At 72.0% G+C, this 17,366-nt stretch carries 14 protein-coding genes and 1 pseudogene; 8 read left to right on the top strand and 7 right to left on the bottom strand.

The features are described from left to right. The first annotated feature begins 261 nt into the window (after nt 1-261). The 4 genes and pseudogenes from PV734_RS35735 (at nt 262) to PV734_RS35750 (ending at nt 3,214) form a co-directional block, all read left to right on the top strand. Complete coding sequence (locus tag PV734_RS35735) at nt 262-1,980, top strand: FAD-dependent monooxygenase (protein ID WP_319095986.1); 1,719 nt, start codon at nt 262-264, stop codon at nt 1,978-1,980. A 120-nt stretch (nt 1,981-2,100) separates the two neighbouring features. Then, nucleotides 2,101-2,172, top strand: a complete 72-nt coding sequence (locus PV734_RS35740) for a putative leader peptide (RefSeq protein ID WP_309544753.1) — start codon at nt 2,101-2,103, stop codon at nt 2,170-2,172. Between the two features lie 81 nt (nt 2,173-2,253). Then, complete coding sequence (locus PV734_RS35745; protein WP_319293554.1) at nt 2,254-2,799, top strand: cysteine dioxygenase; 546 nt, start codon at nt 2,254-2,256, stop codon at nt 2,797-2,799. Beyond that, nucleotides 2,790-3,214: pseudogene (locus PV734_RS35750) on the top strand (rhodanese-like domain-containing protein). Before PV734_RS35745 ends, PV734_RS35750 begins: the two are co-directional and overlap by 10 nt. Nucleotides 3,215-3,391: 177 nt before the next feature. On the opposite strand, the gene recX reads toward PV734_RS35750, so the two are convergent. The 4 genes from recX to PV734_RS35770 all read right to left on the bottom strand — a co-directional run bounded on the left by recX (nt 3,392) and on the right by PV734_RS35770 (nt 7,449). Beyond that, nucleotides 3,392-4,336, bottom strand: a complete 945-nt coding sequence (gene recX / locus PV734_RS35755; RefSeq protein ID WP_319095984.1) for a recombination regulator RecX — start codon at nt 4,334-4,336, stop codon at nt 3,392-3,394. 3 nt (nt 4,337-4,339) lie between these two features. Further along, a complete protein-coding gene (gene recA, locus PV734_RS35760; protein WP_319095983.1) occupies nt 4,340-5,464 on the bottom strand; it encodes a recombinase RecA in 1,125 nt (374 codons plus the stop codon). 376 nt (nt 5,465-5,840) lie between these two features. Further along, nucleotides 5,841-7,172: an AI-2E family transporter gene (locus PV734_RS35765; RefSeq protein WP_319095982.1), complete on the bottom strand. Its 1,332-nt coding sequence runs from the start codon at nt 7,170-7,172 to the stop codon at nt 5,841-5,843. Nucleotides 7,173-7,254: 82 nt separating this feature from the next. Beyond that, entirely contained in the window at nt 7,255-7,449 is a 195-nt protein-coding gene (locus PV734_RS35770) for a DUF3046 domain-containing protein (protein ID WP_006379718.1), read from the bottom strand. Between the two features lie 80 nt (nt 7,450-7,529). Between PV734_RS35770 and PV734_RS35775 the strand changes: the two genes are divergently transcribed. Further along, nucleotides 7,530-8,474, top strand: coding sequence for a hypothetical protein (locus tag PV734_RS35775; protein WP_319095981.1), 945 nt, complete (start codon nt 7,530-7,532; stop codon nt 8,472-8,474). A gap of 27 nt (nt 8,475-8,501) precedes the next feature. Here PV734_RS35775 and PV734_RS35780 read toward each other — a convergent pair whose 3' ends face one another. Genes PV734_RS35780 through PV734_RS35790 form a run of 3 tightly spaced genes read right to left on the bottom strand, consistent with a single transcriptional unit; the run spans nt 8,502 to nt 10,437 of the window. Next, nucleotides 8,502-8,810, bottom strand: coding sequence for an AzlD domain-containing protein (locus tag PV734_RS35780; RefSeq protein WP_319095980.1), 309 nt, complete (start codon nt 8,808-8,810; stop codon nt 8,502-8,504). Continuing rightward, nucleotides 8,807-9,472, bottom strand: coding sequence for an AzlC family ABC transporter permease (locus PV734_RS35785; RefSeq protein WP_319095979.1), 666 nt, complete (start codon nt 9,470-9,472; stop codon nt 8,807-8,809). Before PV734_RS35785 ends, PV734_RS35780 begins: the two co-directional genes overlap by 4 nt. Then, nucleotides 9,448-10,437: an AraC family transcriptional regulator gene (locus PV734_RS35790; protein WP_319095977.1), complete on the bottom strand. Its 990-nt coding sequence runs from the start codon at nt 10,435-10,437 to the stop codon at nt 9,448-9,450. The genes PV734_RS35785 and PV734_RS35790 overlap by 25 nt, the downstream gene beginning before the upstream one ends. A gap of 118 nt (nt 10,438-10,555) precedes the next feature. Here PV734_RS35790 and PV734_RS35795 point away from each other — a divergent pair, with 118 nt between their 5' ends. The 3 genes from PV734_RS35795 to PV734_RS35805 all read left to right on the top strand — a co-directional run bounded on the left by PV734_RS35795 (nt 10,556) and on the right by PV734_RS35805 (nt 17,187). Next, nucleotides 10,556-15,430, top strand: a complete 4,875-nt coding sequence (locus PV734_RS35795) for an ATP-dependent helicase (RefSeq protein ID WP_319293556.1) — start codon at nt 10,556-10,558, stop codon at nt 15,428-15,430. Between the two features lie 48 nt (nt 15,431-15,478). Further along, nucleotides 15,479-16,318 carry a DNA-formamidopyrimidine glycosylase family protein gene (locus PV734_RS35800; protein ID WP_319293558.1) on the top strand — a complete coding sequence of 280 codons (840 nt, stop codon included), beginning with the start codon at nt 15,479-15,481 and terminating at the stop codon, nt 16,316-16,318. A 104-nt stretch (nt 16,319-16,422) separates the two neighbouring features. After that, complete coding sequence (locus PV734_RS35805) at nt 16,423-17,187, top strand: SDR family NAD(P)-dependent oxidoreductase (RefSeq protein WP_319293560.1); 765 nt, start codon at nt 16,423-16,425, stop codon at nt 17,185-17,187. Nucleotides 17,188-17,366: the final 179 nt, after the last annotated feature.

Raw genomic sequence — 17,366 nt, forward strand, 5'->3', positions numbered from 1 at the left:
GGCCCCCGCCCGGAGGCGGGGGTGCGACCGACACGGAGGCAGTGGCGCGTTGGCCACTGCCTCCGTCGTTCGCGGTCGGCCCGGGTGCGTGTGCCGTACCAGGGGAAACGTCGAGTGGGCCCGGTCACGTGCCGGGGGTGCGTCCAGCTTGACCGGGTGGCGCGGAATCTGTTGCATACGTTCTGTGATCGCACACCCCGCTCCAACTTCCTGTTCACTTGTGTCGATGAGGACATCGCTCGGGACAGGGGGCACCGCGCCATGGACCCGGTGATCATCGTCGGAGCGGGGCCTGTCGGACTCACGCTGGCGCTTGCGCTGGCGCGCCAGGCGGTCCCCTCGGTCGTCCTCGACGAGGGGCCCGGCAAGGACGACCAGCGTCCCGCGCGCACCGTCGTACTGCGCGAGGACACCGCCGCGCTCCTGGAGCGGCTGACGGGTGTGCCGATCGCCGAGGCCGGTTTCCACTGGGCCGGATGGCGGTCGATGCGGCGCAAGCAGGTGACTCGTCAGATCTCTTTCGACGCCGAGGAATCCGGCGGCCCGGCGGACGCGCCGTCGGGCCTCCGGTCCGGGCCCGTCGCGGAGTCGGACGTCCCCCTCCACATCGCCCAGCACGTGCTGACCGGCGCCCTGCGGACCGCCATCGCGCGCGAGCGGCTCGTCAAGGTAGCCGTCAACAGCCGCCTCGACTCGGCCGAGCAGGAGCCCTCCGGTGTCACGGCTCACACCCGCGGCCCGGGCGGCACCTGGTGGCGCGGCAGCTACCTGGTCGGCTGCGACGGCCCGCGTTCCACGGTCCGCAAACTGCAGGACATCCGCTTCCCCGGACGTACGGCCGTGGAACGACACGCCGTAGCCGCGCTGCGTACGGAACTTCCATGGCCCGGCGAGGCGTTGTTGCACCGGATGCCGCCGTGGCGGACATCGGGGCCCTCGGCCGGGGAGATCACCGCCCGCCCTCTCCCCGACGGTGTGTGGCGCCTGGACTGGCTGCTGCCGCCCGGCAAGGACCTGGTCACACCCGAGCTCCTCGTGACCCGCGTCCGGGAGACCCTCGCGGGCTGGAGCGGCGGGCCCACACCCCCGTACGACCTGCTCGACACCGGCGTCCACATCGTCCACCACCGGCTCGCCCGACGCTGGCGGGCCGGCCGGGTCTTCCTCGCGGGGGACGCCGCGCACCTGCTCGGCGCGCTCGGCACCCAGGGGCTGGACGAGGGACTGCGGGACGCCGACAACCTCGCCTGGAAACTGGCCCTGGCCTGGCACCACGGCCCGCACGAGGCGCTGCTCGACAGCTACCAGACCGAACGGCGCGCGGCGGTCTCCGCCCGGCTGCGCGCCGCCGACCAGGCGCTCCCGCTGCTGCGCGGCGGCGCGGGACTGCGGTCGTACGTCCCCGGGTCGACCCGCGGAAACGACTCTCTGCTCACGGACGGTCACCTGGGGCGCGGAGTCCTGGGCGAGCCGGGGACGTACGCCCGCTCGCCGCTGGCGCCCCAGCACCTTGAGGCGGAGGTCTCGGTGGACACCCTGCCCGGCGCTCAGGTGACGGACGTACGTGTCACCGCCGAGGACGGTTCCTTCGTGCGGCTGCGGGAGCGGCTGGGCCGCGGGGCGCTGCTGGTGGTGCTGGTCGCGCCGGGTACGGGCGTGTGGGAGCGCAAGCACTGGGTGAGCGCCGGGATCATGCCCCGGCTGGCGGCCGCGGTGGCCGCCCTGCCGCACCCCGCCGAGCTGCTGGTCACCGAGAGCTATCCGGGCGCCGCCGCCCACACCGTGCTGCTGGTCCGCCCGGACGGGCACCTGGTGACCGCGCTGAGCGGAGTACGCCCGGCCGACCTGTACGCGGCGGCCGAGGCGACGCTGGGCGGGCCTCCACAGGACAGGACGGACGACGCGGCCGACGGCACGAGCAGCGGGTCCGACAAGTCGGACACGGCGGCGAACACGGAAGCCACAGCGGGTACGCGCTGACCGCTGCTTTCGTGGGCGCCGCCCGCGCCCCCCGTCGCCACGCGTCCACATGCTGACAGCGAGTTGACCGCTCCGCACCGTCATGCTGTACTCCGGAACGTGACCGATGCCGACACCGATGTGCGCCTGTGGCGGAGGGTCCATATGGACCTCGTCCGCTATGCGGGCTGCGTGTGTCGTCCGTCCTGCTGAATTCGCATCCCTCTTTTCCCTCGCGCGCCGTTGATCCGTGCCGTCGCGCGCTCCCCGCGAACGTTCATCAGGACGGTACCCGTGTCCCTGTCACCCTCCGTATCCGTACCCGCCGAGGTCCCCGACGTTTCCAGGACCCCGACGCAGGCGGACCTGCTCGACTTCGTACGACGTACGGCCGCCGACACCGAGCTGATCGCCTCCCTGCCGCTCGACCCCGAGGGCCGCACCTGGGTTCGCCTTGAGGGCCCCGGCGGCAGCGAGGCCTGGCTGATCGGCTGGCCGCCCGGCACCGGCACCGGCTGGCACGACCACGCCGATTCGGTCGGCGCCTTCCTCACCGCGGCCGGAGAACTCAAGGAGAACTCGCTCGCCGCCCGGCTGCCCACCGACGGCTGGAAGACCCTCGAACTCGCCGAGGACGTCGACCGGGAACGGCGACTGGCCGCCGGCCAGGGCCGCGGGTTCGGCCGCCATCATGTGCACGAGGTGCTCAACGAGTCCCGCGACCAGCACGCGATCTCGGTCCACGCCTACTATCCGCCCCTCCCGCAGATCCGCCGCTACAGCCGTACGGGACCGGTGCTGCGTCTGGAGCACGTCGAGCGCCCGCAGGACTGGCAGTGAGTGCACAGCCGGTCGGCATCGACGAGCTGCTGGACCGGGTCCGCGAGACCTACGCGCGCGTGGAGTCCCGCCATGCGTACGAGGCCGCACAGACCGGTGAGGCGCTGCTGGTGGACATCCGGTACGCGGCCCTGCGTGAGCGCGACGGGCTGATCCCCGGCGCCCTCGTGATCGAACGCAACGAACTGGAGTGGCGCTGGACCCCAGGGGCAGCCATCGCGTCTCTCAGGCGACCAGCCACGACCTGCGGATCGTGGTGATCTGCGACGAGGGGTACGCGTCGAGCCTCGCGGCCGTGTCCCTGCGCCAGTTGGGGCTGCACCGGGCGACCGACCTGGTCGGCGGGTTCCAGGCGTGGCGGGCGGCGGGACTTCCGGTGACGACGTATGACTGCACTGGCCCGCTGAGCACCTGAAACAGCCGTCCGAGTACCTGACTTTCGGGGCCGTCGTACCCGGACCCGGACCGGTCCCGTCCGCCGAGCCCTGAACGCGGTCGGCGCCCCCGCGCGTCCACCGTGTTCAGGGCCGGGAACCCCGACCTCCCGAACAACCGCTGCCGCTCGGGACGGCCAAATCTCGGCGCTCAGGGCTCAGTACTCGTCGTCCCCGAGAAACCCGGAGTCGTCGCCCTCCTCGCCCTCCTCCTCCAGTGCCTGCCGAACCACTCGCAGGGCCATTCCCTGGGGGTAACCCTTACGGGCGAGCATGCCTGCCAGGCGCCGCAGCCTCTTGTCGCGGTCGAGACCGCGGGTCGCCCGCAGCTTGCGGGCGACGAGTTCACGGGCGGTCGTCTCCTCCTGCTCGGAGTCGAGCTGCCCGACGGCCTCGTCGATGAGCGTCGGGTCCACGCCCTTGGTACGCAGTTCCTGTACGAGGGCCCGCCTGGCCAGTCCCCGGCCGTGGTGGCGGGACTCGACCCAGGCGTCCGCGAACGCGCTGTCGTTGATCAGTCCGACCTCCTCGAACCGTGACAGCACCTCCTCGGCGGCCTCGTCCGGGATCTCACGCTTGCGCAGGGCGTCCGCGAGCTGTTTCCGCGTACGCGGGGTCCCGGTGAGCAGGCGCAGGCAGATCGCCCGCGCCCGCTCAGCCGGGTCCGCCGGCGGCTCCGCCCTCTCGGCCCTCGACGAGGAGACGGAACCTCCGTCCTGTGGGTCGCCGCCCGGCTCACCGAAGCCGCGTTGCCGTCGACGACCGCGCCCACCACGCGAGCCCTCACCGTGTGGGCCGCCCTCGCCGAACGGGCTGCTTTCGCCGCTCGGGTCACCGCCGCCACGGCGCCGCCCGCCTCCCGGGGAGCCGTCGCCCCGACGCCGGCCGTCCCCCGGCGCACCCCGGCCGCGGCGCGCTCCGGCAGCGGGGCCTCCGTCACCCTCGTACACCCCGTCGCCTTCATGGGCGCCGGGGCCGCCCCCGTTCGGCCCGGCGTCCCCGTAGGCGCTGTCACCTCCGGTGGAGGTCCAGCGGGCCCCGCCGCCCCGGTCCTCCGAGGCATCGGGGTAGACGTACTCGGCCCAGTCGGTTCGTCGTGTCACGGGCTAGCCCTTGGCCGCCGTGGCCCTGGCCTTGGTGGTCTTGGCCGCCGGAGCGGGCACGGTCTTCGCGGCCTCGTCCGAGACGACCGTGACCGCCGCGTCCGCGCCGGGCTCAGCGGCGGGCTTCTCCGGCCGCACACCGACGCCCAGCTTCTCAAGGATCTTCTTCTCGATCTCGTTGGCGAGATCGGGGTTGTCCTTCAGGAAGTTGCGCGCGTTCTCCTTGCCCTGGCCGAGCTGGTCGCCCTCGTACGTGTACCAGGCGCCGGCCTTGCGGACGAAGCCGTGCTCCACGCCCATGTCGATCAGACCGCCCTCGCGGCTGATGCCGTGCCCGTAGAGGATGTCGAACTCGGCCTGCTTGAAGGGCGGCGCGACCTTGTTCTTGACGACCTTGACGCGGGTGCGGTTGCCGACCGCGTCGGTGCCGTCCTTCAGCGTCTCGATGCGACGGATGTCGAGCCGCACCGATGCGTAGAACTTGAGCGCCCGGCCGCCGGTCGTGGTCTCCGGCGAGCCGAACATCACGCCGATCTTCTCGCGGAGCTGGTTGATGAAGATCGCGGTGGTCCCGGACTGGCTCAGCGCACCGGTGATCTTTCGGAGCGCCTGGCTCATCAGACGAGCCTGCAGACCCACGTGCGAGTCACCCATCTCGCCCTCGATCTCCGCGCGCGGGACGAGCGCGGCGACGGAGTCGATGACGATGAGGTCGAGGGCACCGGAGCGGACCAGCATGTCCACGATCTCCAGGGCCTGCTCGCCGTTGTCCGGCTGAGACAGAATCAGGTTGTCGATGTCGACGCCGAGCTTCTTCGCGTACTCGGGGTCGAGCGCGTGCTCCGCGTCCACGAAGGCGACCTGGCCACCGGCCCGCTGCGCGTTCGCCACCGCGTGCAGGGTCAGGGTCGTCTTGCCGGAGGACTCCGGGCCGTACACCTCCACCACTCGGCCGCGCGGCAGGCCGCCGACGCCAAGGGCGACGTCGAGCGCGGTCGACCCGGTGGGGATGACCTCGATGGGCTCATTCGGCCGCTCGCCCAGGCGCATCACCGCGCCCTTACCGAACTGCCGTTCAATCTGTGCGAGCGCGGCGTCCAACGCCTTCTCGCGGTCGGTTCCTGCCATGGGTTCCACCCGGTTTGCTTGAGTCGATCGCTTCACGTCAAAGACGCTAACGCCTGCCACTGACAATGCGCCCCGACGCCCGTCCAGCCTGTGGATAACTTGGGCACATCTACATGAAAACCCTGACGAAACATCCGTCGAGAGCCTCGCCGGAACCTCCATCAGAACGGATGTTCGATTTTCGTGTCAAGCGCGACACCCGACACTCCACGAGACTAGATTCGCGGCCCGCCAACGGCCCGGACATCGGGTCCGACACCCCCAGGGGGACACACAACGCGGGCCGCCCCCGACCGGACCGGCCGGCGCCGAGCACCCCCGCCACCCGGCCGGCGACCGCGCCGCGTCGTCGCCTGAACCGCGGCCGAAGCGCCACTCAGGCGGGCGTCGAGCCTTCTCCCGACCCGGATTCCGGCTCCGTCCCCGGATCCGGTTTCGACCCTGATACCGGCTCCGTCGCCTCGGCGGAGCCCGCCGAGTCCCCGGCGCCGGCACCCCGCCGCCCCTCCACCAGACTCCGCACTCGGGTGCGAATGCTCGCGCCCCGCCCTCGGTGCCCCTGGACACGGGGGTCGTCCGTGACGGCGTACCGCTTGACGTACGCCCCCAGGAACGCCTGGAGCGTGGCGACCGCCGGGATGGCAATCAGCGCGCCGACGGCACCGAGCAACGCGGTGCCGGCGATGACCGAGCCGAAGGCGACCGCGGGATGGATGTCGACGGTCTTCGCGGTCAGCTTGGGCTGCAGCATGTAGTTCTCGAACTGCTGGTAGATCACGACGAAGACCAGCACCCACAGCGCGTACCAGGGATCGATGGTGAAGGCGATCAGCATCGGCAGGGCGCCCGCGAGATAGGTACCGATGGTCGGGATGAACTGCGAGACCAGCCCCACCCAGACGGCGAGCACGGGCGCGTACGGCACGCTCAGGATTTCCAGCAGTACGTAGTGGGCGACCCCGGAGATGAGCGCCATCAGGCCGCGCGAGTACAGATAGCCGCCGGTCTTGTCGACGGCGATCTCCCACGCGCGCAGCACCTCGGCCTGCCGTGCGGGCGGCAGCACGGAGCACAGCGCGCGACGCAGTCTCGGCCCGTCAGCGGCGAAGTAGAACGCGAACAGTGTGATCATCAGCAACTGGAAGAGGCCACCCAGCACCTGGGCGGAGACATCCAGGACTCCGGTGGCGCTGTTCTTCACATAACTGCGCAGCCAGTCGGAACGGAGCAGGCCCTCCTGGACGTCCACCCGCTTCAGGTCGGTGTTGAAGTGCGCGTTGACCCAGCTGATGACGGAGTCGAGATAAGCCGGGAAGTCCTCGACGATCTTGATGATCTGCCCCGCGAGCATGGAGCCGAGCAGAGTGACGAACCCGGCGATCGCGATGAGCAGGCCGATGAAGACCAGGAAGGTGGCCAGCCCCCGGCGCATACCGCGCGACGCCATGCGGCTCACCGCGGGCTCGATCGCCAGCGCGGCGAAGAACGCGATGAGGATATTGATCAACAGGCCCGTGAGCTGGTGGAAGGCCCAGCTGCCCAGTTGGAAGAGGCCGATGAGGGTGAGCGCCAGGATCATGGCGCGCGGCAGCCACCGCGGCATGCGCGCGCCCTGCCCGGCGGTGTGCCCGGCCGGTGGTGTGGGCGGCGGCGTGCCGAACGGAGACGTCTGCTGTCCGAGCTGTTCGGTCTCGTCTGTGGATGCCACGGTGCAAGTCTCGCCCACGCCACCGACATTCAGTCGCCACCCTGCGCCCCACGCGGCCGACCGACGTCGTTTCCGTACGGTTTCAGCGGTTCTCCGAGGGAACGTTCATGGCCGCGCACACCACACGCCACACGTCCTTCGCCTCCCAGCCGGCGTCCAGGGCCTCGTGCACGGTCCGTTCGCCGAGTTCCGTCATCACGTGATCGCGCGCGAAGGTGTCGGCGTAGCCCGAACCGAAGTGTTCCGCCATCCGCTGCCAGAAAACCGTCAACCGCATGACTTCAGTATCCCGCCCCTGAGAGTGGGCCCGCGCCGGGACCGCTCACCGGGACCACTTCGCGCCCTACGGTCTGACGCATGGCCGAAACAGGAGCAGCCCCACTCCCCCCGACGCCCCCCGCGCGTTCCCCGCTCTTCCGTGCCGAGCACTTCGTGTGGCTCACCGCGCGCGTGCTGGAGCAGCGCCGCTTCGCGTACCACTTCCTGAACGGAGGCGCGGACGCGGTCGAGACCGCGCTGGACGCCTACCGCAACGAGGACGGTGGCTACGGCCACGCGCTGGAACCCGATCTGCGCGGCCCCGTCAGCCAGCCCCTGCACACCGCGCACGCCCTGCGCGTCCTGGACACCATCGGTCGTTGCGGCGGCCAGCGGGTGGAGCGCGTGTGCCGCTATCTGACCTCCGTCTCCGCACCGGACGGTGCTCTGCCTGCGATCCACCCCAGCCAGCACGGCTATCCGGCGGCACCCTTCGTGTCGATCGTGTCCGACCCGCCGAGTGAACTCCTCGCCACGGGCCCCGTGGTGGGTCTGCTGCACCGCAACAAGGTGTGGCACGCCTGGTTGTTCCGCGCCACGGACTTCTGCTGGCAGGCGGTCGACTCCCTGGAGAAGTCCCATCCGTACGAGGTGGAGGCCGCGGTGGCCTTCCTGGACTCGGTTCCGGACCGCTCCCGCGCGGAGGCGGCGGCCGACCGGCTGGGCCGCCTGGTGCGTGAGCACAGGCTCGTGGCACTCGACCCGGAGCGCCTCGACACCTCCCCGGTACCGCCCGGCTACGCCCCGGGCGAGCACCACTTCCCGTACGACTACGCGCGGACGCCGGGCTCACTCGCGCGCGCGTGGTTCACCGACGAGGAGATGACACGTTCGCTTGACTTCCTCGCGAGCGAGCAGCACGAGGACGGCGGCTGGCCCATCCGCTGGCGCGCGTGGGCACCGGGCACCGCGCTGGAGGCACGCCCCATGGTGACGGTCGAGGCACTGCGCACCCTGAAGGCGTACGGCCGCCCCGTCGGCTGACTCCGGTGGCGCGGGCGCGGCCGGCGTTCAGCCGGTCAGCGCCCGGACCGCCGCCGTCACCACCACGGCCGCCGCCACGACGATCAGGAAGGGAGCACGCAGCACGAGGGCCACGGCGGCTGCGGCGAGTCCGGCGGCCTTCGCGTCCAGGACGAGCACCCTCCCGTCGGCGAAGGCCTGCTGGGCCGTGAGAGCGGCGAGGAGGGCGACGGGCAGCAGGGCGGCCAGCCGCCGGACGAGCGGACGTTCCAGGACACCGGCGGGCACGAGGAGCCCGGCGAGCTTGACCACGTAGCAGCCGACCGCGGTCACACCGAGCGCGATCCAGACGTTCAACGGTCCACACCCCTTCCGTCCATGTCCCTACCGTCCCTGTCCCTGCCGTCCTCAGCCCTACGACGGCCCTGGCACCAGAGAACGGCCGGCGCCGCGAGCGCTGCCACGAGAACCGGCACACCGGACGGCAGTACGGGCAGCAGGCCGAGTCCCAGGACCACGGCGAGGCCCGCGACAGCGCGCTCCGCACCGGACTTCAGCATCGGCGCGAGCAGCGCCAGGAAGACCGCGGGTCCGGCGGCGTCCAAACCCCACGCGTCGGTGTCCCCGATGGCCTCGGCCCCCAGTCCGCCGAGCAGCGTCGTGAGGTTCCACAGCACGTACAGGGTGAGTCCGGTGACGGCGAACCCGATACGCGCGGCGCGTCGAGTGGGCTGGGCCAGGGCGACCGCCGTGGTCTCGTCGATGACCCATTGGGCGGCGAACGGCCGCACCGCGCGCGGGAGGGCCAGCAACTGCGACAGACGCAGCCCGTAGAAGGCATTGCGCACCCCCAGGAAGAAGGCGCCCGCTGCCGCGGTGAGCGGATTGCCGCCGGCCGCGAGCGCACCCACGAGGGCGAACTGGGAGGCCCCGGTGAACACCAGGAGGCTGAGCGCACAGGTCTGCGGAAGCGTGAGCCCACTGCCGACCGACGTCACTCCGAAGGCGAAACCGGACAATCCGACGGCGACCCCGACTCCGAGGGCGTCTCGTACGACGGCGGCGTCCGGTTTGCCTCCGTCGTCGGCGTGTACGTCTGCGTGAACTGTCTGTTCTGCCACCCGTCGGACGATAGGAGCAGGGGCCCCGACGGGTCTTGTACGTTCTTGCGCTCACGCTGGTACGCCCCCGGGGGCACGCCCACGATGCGGGTGAAGTGCCGGTTGAGGTGCGGCTGATCGGTGAAACCGACGGCGACGGCCGCGTCGGCGGGCACGGTACCGGCGTCCAGCAGCCGGCGCGCCCGCCGCACGCGCGCGTCCGTCAGCCAGGCGTGCGGCGGCAACCCGTACGTGTCACGGAACGCCCGGAGCAGCGCGAAGGGGCTGGTGCCAAGGTCTCTGGCGAGTTTCTCCAGAGTCGGTGGCCCGGCCATCGTCTCCTCCAGCACGGCACGCGCGCGTGCCGCGATCCGCCCACCCGCCGTACGCACCACGCGTTCCTGAAGGGCGCCGCCGTTGAGCCGGAGCAGCCGGGTCACCACCACCCTCAGCAGGGTGTCGGCGGCCAGCGCGTTGCCTTCCTCGGCCGCGCGCAGGACCTCATGAACGAGTGTGACCGAGTACGGATCATCGAACACGGGGGCGATAAACCCTGGGGTCCCCCGAATCACCGTGGTCTCCGCGGCGATCTCGGCCACCAGGCCTGGCTCCGGGTAGACAGCTCCGTAGCGCCATCCTTCGGGGACCCCCGCGCGCCCCGTATGCGGTGTGTCGGGATTGACCAGCGCGAGCGACCCCGGTCCCGCGTACTGATCGGCCTCCCGGTGGTGAAACACCTCCACCCCTTCGGTGATGGCGGCGATGACGAAGTTCTCGTGCGTGTGCCGGACGAAGGTCTTGTGGATGTACCGGGCGCGCAGAAGATCGACACCGGGCAGTTCCGCGTACCGCCAGTGCCGAGCCCGCTCGACCGAACTTGCCATACCCCCATTCTCCGTGAAGGAGCCTCGGCCCACCCGGGCACGCCCCCAAGCACCCCCACCGCGGGAGCCAAACCCGCAGGTCAGGGCGATTGTCGGTGGCGGGGTGCAGGATGGACGCATGGTCAGCTCCGCACACCGGGCCCTCGACGGCTTCTCCCCCGCGACCCGCGGCTGGTTCACGGGGGCCTTCTCCGCGCCGACCGCGGCCCAGACCGGCGCGTGGGAGGCCATCGGCGAGGGCTCGGACGTCCTGGTGGTGGCCCCGACCGGCTCCGGCAAGACCCTCGCCGCGTTTCTCGCCGCGCTCGACCAGCTCACCTCGACACCCCCGCCGGCCGACCCCCACAAACGCTGCCGCGTGCTCTACATCTCGCCGCTCAAGGCCCTCGCGGTCGACGTGGAACGCAATCTGCGCAGCCCCCTCACGGGCATCCGCCAGGAATCGGTACGCCTGGGGCTGCCCGAGCCCGAGGTCAAGGTGGGCATCCGCTCCGGTGACACACCACCCGCCGAGCGCCGTGCCCTCGCCACCCGCCCGCCGGACATCCTGATCACCACCCCCGAGTCGCTGTTCCTGATGCTCACGTCGGCCACACGCGAGGCACTGACGGGCGTGGAGACGGTGATCCTCGACGAGGTGCACGCGGTCGCGGGCACCAAGCGCGGCGCTCATCTCGCGCTCTCCCTGGAGCGGCTGGACGAGCTGCTGCCGAGGCCCGCCCGGCGTATCGGCCTCTCCGCGACCGTCCGCCCGGTCGACGAGATCGCGCGTTACCTCTCGCCCCAGCGCAAGGTGGAGATCGTCCAGCCCAGGTCCGGCAAGGAGTTCGACCTCTCGGTCGTCGTCCCGGTCGAGGATCTGGGCGAACTGGGCGGTTCTCCGGTCGCCGAGGGGAAGGCGGGGGCCGAACGGCCGTCCATCTGGCCGCATGTCGAGGAACGGATCGCCGATCTCGTCCAGGCGCACCGCTCGACGATCGTGTTCGCCAACTCCCGGCGCCTCGCGGAGCGCCTGTGCAACCGGCTCAACGAGATCGCGTACGAGCGGGCCACCGGTGAGCCCCTCCCCGACGACCATGCTCCCGCCGAGCTGATGGGCGGCTCGGGCGCGGCCCAGGGTGCCCCCGCGGTCATCGCCCGGGCCCACCACGGTTCGGTCTCCAAGGAACAGCGCGCGCTCGTCGAGGAGGACCTCAAAGCGGGCCGGCTGCCCGCCGTGGTCGCCACGTCCAGCCTCGAACTGGGCATCGACATGGGCGCGGTGGACCTGGTCATCCAGGTCGAGTCGCCCCCTTCCGTGGCCTCCGGCCTGCAGCGCGTCGGCCGCGCCGGACACCAGGTGGGCGCGGTCTCCACAGGCGTCGTCTTCCCCAAGTACCGGGGTGACCTCGTCCAGGCGGCCGTGGTCACCGAGCGCATGCGCACCGGTTCCATCGAGTCCCTGCGAGTCCCCGCGAACCCCCTGGACGTCCTCGCCCAGCAACTCGTCGCGATGGTGGCGCTGGACACCTGGCAGGTCGACGACCTGCTGGCCACGGTCCGCCGGGCGGCGCCCTTCGCCTCCCTTCCGGAGTCGGCGTTCACCGCGGTCCTCGACATGCTCGCGGGCCGCTATCCGTCCGACGCGTTCGCGGAGTTGCGCCCGCGCGTGGTGTGGGACCGCGTCGCCGGCACGGTGACCGGCCGCCCGGGCGCCCAGCGGCTCGCCGTGACCTCCGGGGGCACGATTCCCGACCGTGGTCTCTTCGGGGTCTTCCTCGCCGGCGCCGACCCCAAGAAGGGCGGCGGCCGGGTCGGCGAGCTCGACGAGGAGATGGTGTACGAGTCCCGCGTGGGGGACGTCTTCACGCTCGGTACGAGCTCCTGGCGCATCGAGGACATCACCCGCGACCGCGTCCTGGTCTCCCCCGCTCCCGGAGTTCCCGGCCGTCTCCCCTTCTGGAAAGGCGACCAGTTGGGCCGCCCGCTCGAACTGGGCCGCGCGGTGGGCGCGTTCCTGCGCGAGGTCGGCTCCCTGCCCGAGGAGGACGCCCGCCTCCGGCTCCTCGCCGCCGGACTCGACACATGGGCCGCCGACAACGTCATCTCGTACCTGGCCGAACAGCGCGAGGCCTGCGGCCACATCCCGGACGACCGGACCATCGTCGTGGAGCGGTTCCGTGACGAACTCGGCGACTGGCGGGTCGTCGTCCACTCGCCCTTCGGCGCCCAGGTCCACGCCCCGTGGGCGCTCGCGCTCGGCGCCCGCCTCTCCGAGCGTTACGGCATGGACGCCCAGGTCATGCACGCGGACGACGGCATCGTGCTGCGCCTCCCGGACGCCGATCTGATGAGCCTGGACCTGCTCGACCAGGAGCCTGTGCGGACGGGCACGGAATACGACGCCGAACAGGCCCCCGTGGGCGCCGCGGACGTGGCCTTCGACAAGGGCGAGGTCAACCAGATCGTCACCGACCAGGTGGGCGGCTCGGCCCTGTTCGCGGCCCGCTTCCGCGAGTGCGCCGCGCGCGCCCTGCTGCTCCCGCGCCGCAACCCCGGCAAGCGCACCCCCCTGTGGCAACAGCGTCAGCGGGCCTCCCAACTGCTCCAGGTGGCAAGCGAGTTCGGGTCCTTCCCCATTGTTCTCGAGGCTGTCCGCGAATGCCTCCAGGACGTCTTCGACGTGCCTGGCCTCGTGGAGCTGATGGGCGACATCGAGTCGCGCAAGGTGCGGCTGGTCGAGGTCAGCACTCCTGAGCCCTCCCCCTTCGCCCGTTCCCTCCTCTTCGGGTACGTCGCACAGTTCCTCTACGAGGGCGACTCGCCGCTGGCCGAGCGGCGCGCCGCCGCCCTGTCACTGGACTCACGGCTGCTGGCCGAGCTGCTGGGCCAGGCCGAGCTGCGCGAACTGCTCGACGCCGAGGTGCTGACCGAGCTCGAGCGGGAGCTGCGGTGGCTCACCGAGGACCGACGCGCGAAGGACGCCGAAAGCGTCGCGGACCTGCTGCGCCTGCTCGGCCCGCTCACCGACGCCGAGCTGGCCGAGCGGGGCGCCGATCCGCAGTGGGCCCAGGAGCTGGCCGGGGCTCGTCGAGCGATCCGGGTCCGCATCGGCGGCGCCGACCACTGGGCGGCGATCGAGGACGCGGGCCGACTGCGCGACGCCCTCGGCACGGCGCTGCCGGTCGGTGTCCCGGAGGCCTTCACCGAGCCCGTCAAGGACCCGCTCGGAGACCTCCTCGCCCGCCACGCCCGCACCCACGGCCCGTTCACCTCGGCCACTGCGGCAGCCCGCTTCGGCCTGGGCGTGGCGGTCACGGAGGGCGCGCTTCAGCGTCTGGCGGCGAGCGGCCGCGTCGTACAGGGGGAGTTCCACCCGGCCGGCATCGGCCAGGAATGGTGCGACGCGACGGTTCTGCGACGCCTCCGGCGCCGCTCCCTGGCCGCCCTGCGGCACGAACTGGAACCGGTTCCCCCCGCGGCACTCGCGCAGTTCCTGCCGCAGTGGCAGCACATCGGCAAGGGCCACGGGCTGCGCGGCGTCGACGGACTGGTGCGCGCGGTGGAGCAATTGCAGGGCGTCTCCGTGCCTGCGTCCGCCCTGGAGAAGCTGGTCCTGCCGTCCCGGGTGGCGAACTACGCCCCCGCGATGCTCGACGAACTCACGGCAGCCGGGGAGATCGTCTGGGCCGGGGCAGGCGCTCTTCCCGGCAAGGACGGCTGGGTGTCCCTGTACCTGGCGGACGCGGCTCCGCTGCTCCTGCCACCGTCCCACCCCCTGGAGCCCACCGCGCTCCACCAGTCGGTCCTCGACGCCCTCACCGGGGGCTACGGGCTCTTCTTCCGCCAGATCGCCGACCAGGTCCGCGCCACCACGCACCCGGACGCCACGGACCCCCAACTGGCCGACGCCGTCTGGGACCTGGCCTGGTCGGGTCGGCTCACGAACGACACCCTCACCCCGATGCGGTCCCTCCTCGGCTCCGGCCGCACAGCGGGCTCGACGGCGCACCGGGCCAAACGCGCCGTCCCGCGCGGCCGGTACGGCTCGCTGACAGCCGCCGCACGCCCCGCCTCACGCAGTGGCCCGCCGACCGTGGCCGGCCGCTGGTCCCTGCTACCGGGACCTGAGCCCGACCCCACCGTCCGAGCCCACGCCCTGGCCCGCACCCTGCTCGACCGCCATGGGGTGGTGACCCGCGGAGCCGTTTCCGCGGAGGGCGTCGAGGGCGGCTTCTCAGCCGTGTACCGCGTCCTCTCCGCGTTCGAGGACAGTGGTCAGGCCCGTCGCGGCTATGTGGTGGAGGGTCTCGGCGCCGCCCAGTTCGCCATGGACGGCGCGGTGGACCGCCTCCGCGCGACAGCGAACGCCCGAGACCGCGGCGACTCCCGGCCCTCCCCGGGCTTCGCCCCCGGCATCCCCGGCAACGACGGCTTGGTCGACGCACACGGCGCGGCCTCCCCCGCAGACCACGGCTTCGTGGACGACTTCGACGTCGACTTCGACTCTCCCTCACCCCACGCCCGCACAGCCCGGAGCCCCCGCGGCTCGGCCCACGGCTTCGCCGGCAGCGCCTGGTCCCGTGCCTCCCCCGCCTCGTCCACTTCCGCCTCCTCCGCAGCCACCCGTGCCGTCGTCCTCGCCGCCGCCGATCCGGCGAACGCGTACGGCGCCGCACTCCCCTGGCCCGAGCCCCCGACCGGCGCCGGCCACAAACCGGGCCGGAAAGCCGGTTCCCTGGTGGTCCTGGTCGACGGCGAACTGACCCTCTACATGGAACGCGGCGGCAAGACGCTGCTGGCCTGGCCCTCGGAACCTGACGGCGGGCCCACCGAAGACCCCTGTCTGCGCGTGGCGGCGGAAGCCCTCGCCGCAGCCGCCCGGGCCGGTTCCCTCGGCACGGTCACCGTGGAGCGAGTCAACGGCGCCTCGGCCCTGACCTCTCCCTTCGGCACCCTTCTCGAAGGAGCGGGCTTCATCGCGACCCCCCGCGGCCTGCGCCTACGCGCATGATCTTCTGCGCGAAGGACCTGTCCGACGCCGACATGCCACCCTGGAACCATGCCCGAAGGTGACACGGTCTGGCAGGCAGCGAGGCGACTGCACGACGCGCTCGCCGGCAAGGTGCTGACCCGTTCCGACCTCCGGGTGCCCAAATACGCCACGGCCGACCTCACCGGCCGTACCGTCCTGGAAGTCACTCCGCGCGGCAAGCACCTCCTCACCCGAGTGGAGGGCAGCCTGACTCTCCACTCGCATCTGCGGATGGACGGCTCCTGGAAGGTGTACGAGAACGGCAGGCGCTGGAGCGGCGGCCCGGCGCACCAGATCCGGGCGATCCTCGGCACCGCGGACCTCAGCGCCGTCGGGTACCGCCTCCCCGTCCTCGAACTGCTGCGCACCGCCGACGAGCACCGGGCCGTCGGGCATCTCGGCCCCGACCTCCTGGGCCCGGACTGGAACCCCGACCAGGCTCTCGCCAACCTCCTCGCGGACCCCGCCCGCCCGCTGGGCGAAGCCCTGCTCGACCAGCGCAACCTCGCCGGCATCGGCAATGTCTACAAGAGCGAGCTGTGCTTCGTCCTGGGCGCCACCCCCTGGCTGCCCGTCGGCGACCTCCCCGCCGACCGCACCGCGAAGCTGCCCGCGTTCGCGAGGAAACTCCTCGAAGCCAACCGGGACCGTCCGGTCCGCAGCACGACCAGCCGCCGTGGCCAGAACCTCTTCGTGTACGGCCGCGCCTCCCGCCCCTGCCTGCGCTGCCGGACCCCCGTGCGCGTCGCCGACCAGGGCGACGGCTCCCGCGAACGCCCCACCTACTGGTGCCCGGCCTGCCAGCGGGGCCCGGCCCCAGTCTCCGGCGCCGCCAGAGCCCAGCGCAAGCCGCTCCCGTACGCCTGACACCCCACACGCACCACGCGAGGGGACCCCACGCCGGCGCGGCTCAGAACCGAACCCTGCGCTACCAATTGACGATCCGTCAGAAACCCTCGTACCGTCCCAGCATGCCCGTACAGGCGTACGACCTCACCGGACGCACCGCATTCGTCACCGGGGCCGCCAGCGGCATCGGACGCGCATCCGCCGTACTGCTCGCCGAGGCGGGCGCCACCGTGCACTGCGCCGACCGGGACGCACAGGGACTGCACGAGACGGCGACGCTGATCAAGGGCATGGGCGGCACGGCCCTTACCCACCACCTGGACGTCACCGACCGGGCCCAGGTCCGCCAGGCAGTCGCCTCGTGCGAGCGGCTGGACATCATGGCGGCGGTAGCCGGGATCATGCACAGCAGCCCCGTACTGGAGACCCGCGACGAGGACCTCGACCGCGTCCTGAGCGTCAACTTCAAGGGCGTGCTGTACGCCTGCCAGGAGGCGGCCCGCCTGATGATCTCCCGGAACACCAGGGGCAGCATCGTCACCATGGCCTCGGGCGCCGTCGACACCGGCAACCCGGGCCTGCTCTGCTACGGCGTCGCCAAGGCAGCGGTCGTCCAGCTGACGAAGACGCTGGCCGCCGAGATCGGGCGCCACGGCATCCGGGTCAACGCCGTCGCTCCGGGCTGGATCCGGACGCCGATGACCGACCGCCACGACGGCGAGGCACAGGCGCACACCGAGGCCCTGATGGCCCGCATGGCCCCCCTGGGCCGGGTGGGCGAACCGGAGGAGGTCGCCCACGCCGTGCTGCACCTGGCGTCCGACGCGTCGGCGTTCACGACGGGCCAGATCATCCGCCCCAACGGCGGTGTGGCGATGCCCTGGTAGGACCGGCGACGGCGCCCCCACGACCCAGCCCCCGCCGCGCCCCCGTGATCCCCACGACCCGCGTCGCCGAAGGCTTCGGCACGCAGTGCACAGGCAGCAGACTCAGCCCCCATCCCCCGGCCGCGATCGCCCCCTCCAGCACCCCCGCGCCGGGCGCGAGCACGAGCCGCAGAACTGCC

This window comes from Streptomyces sp. AK08-02 (genome assembly GCF_033795085.1).
Taxonomy (GTDB): domain Bacteria; phylum Actinomycetota; class Actinomycetes; order Streptomycetales; family Streptomycetaceae; genus Streptomyces; species Streptomyces echiniscabiei.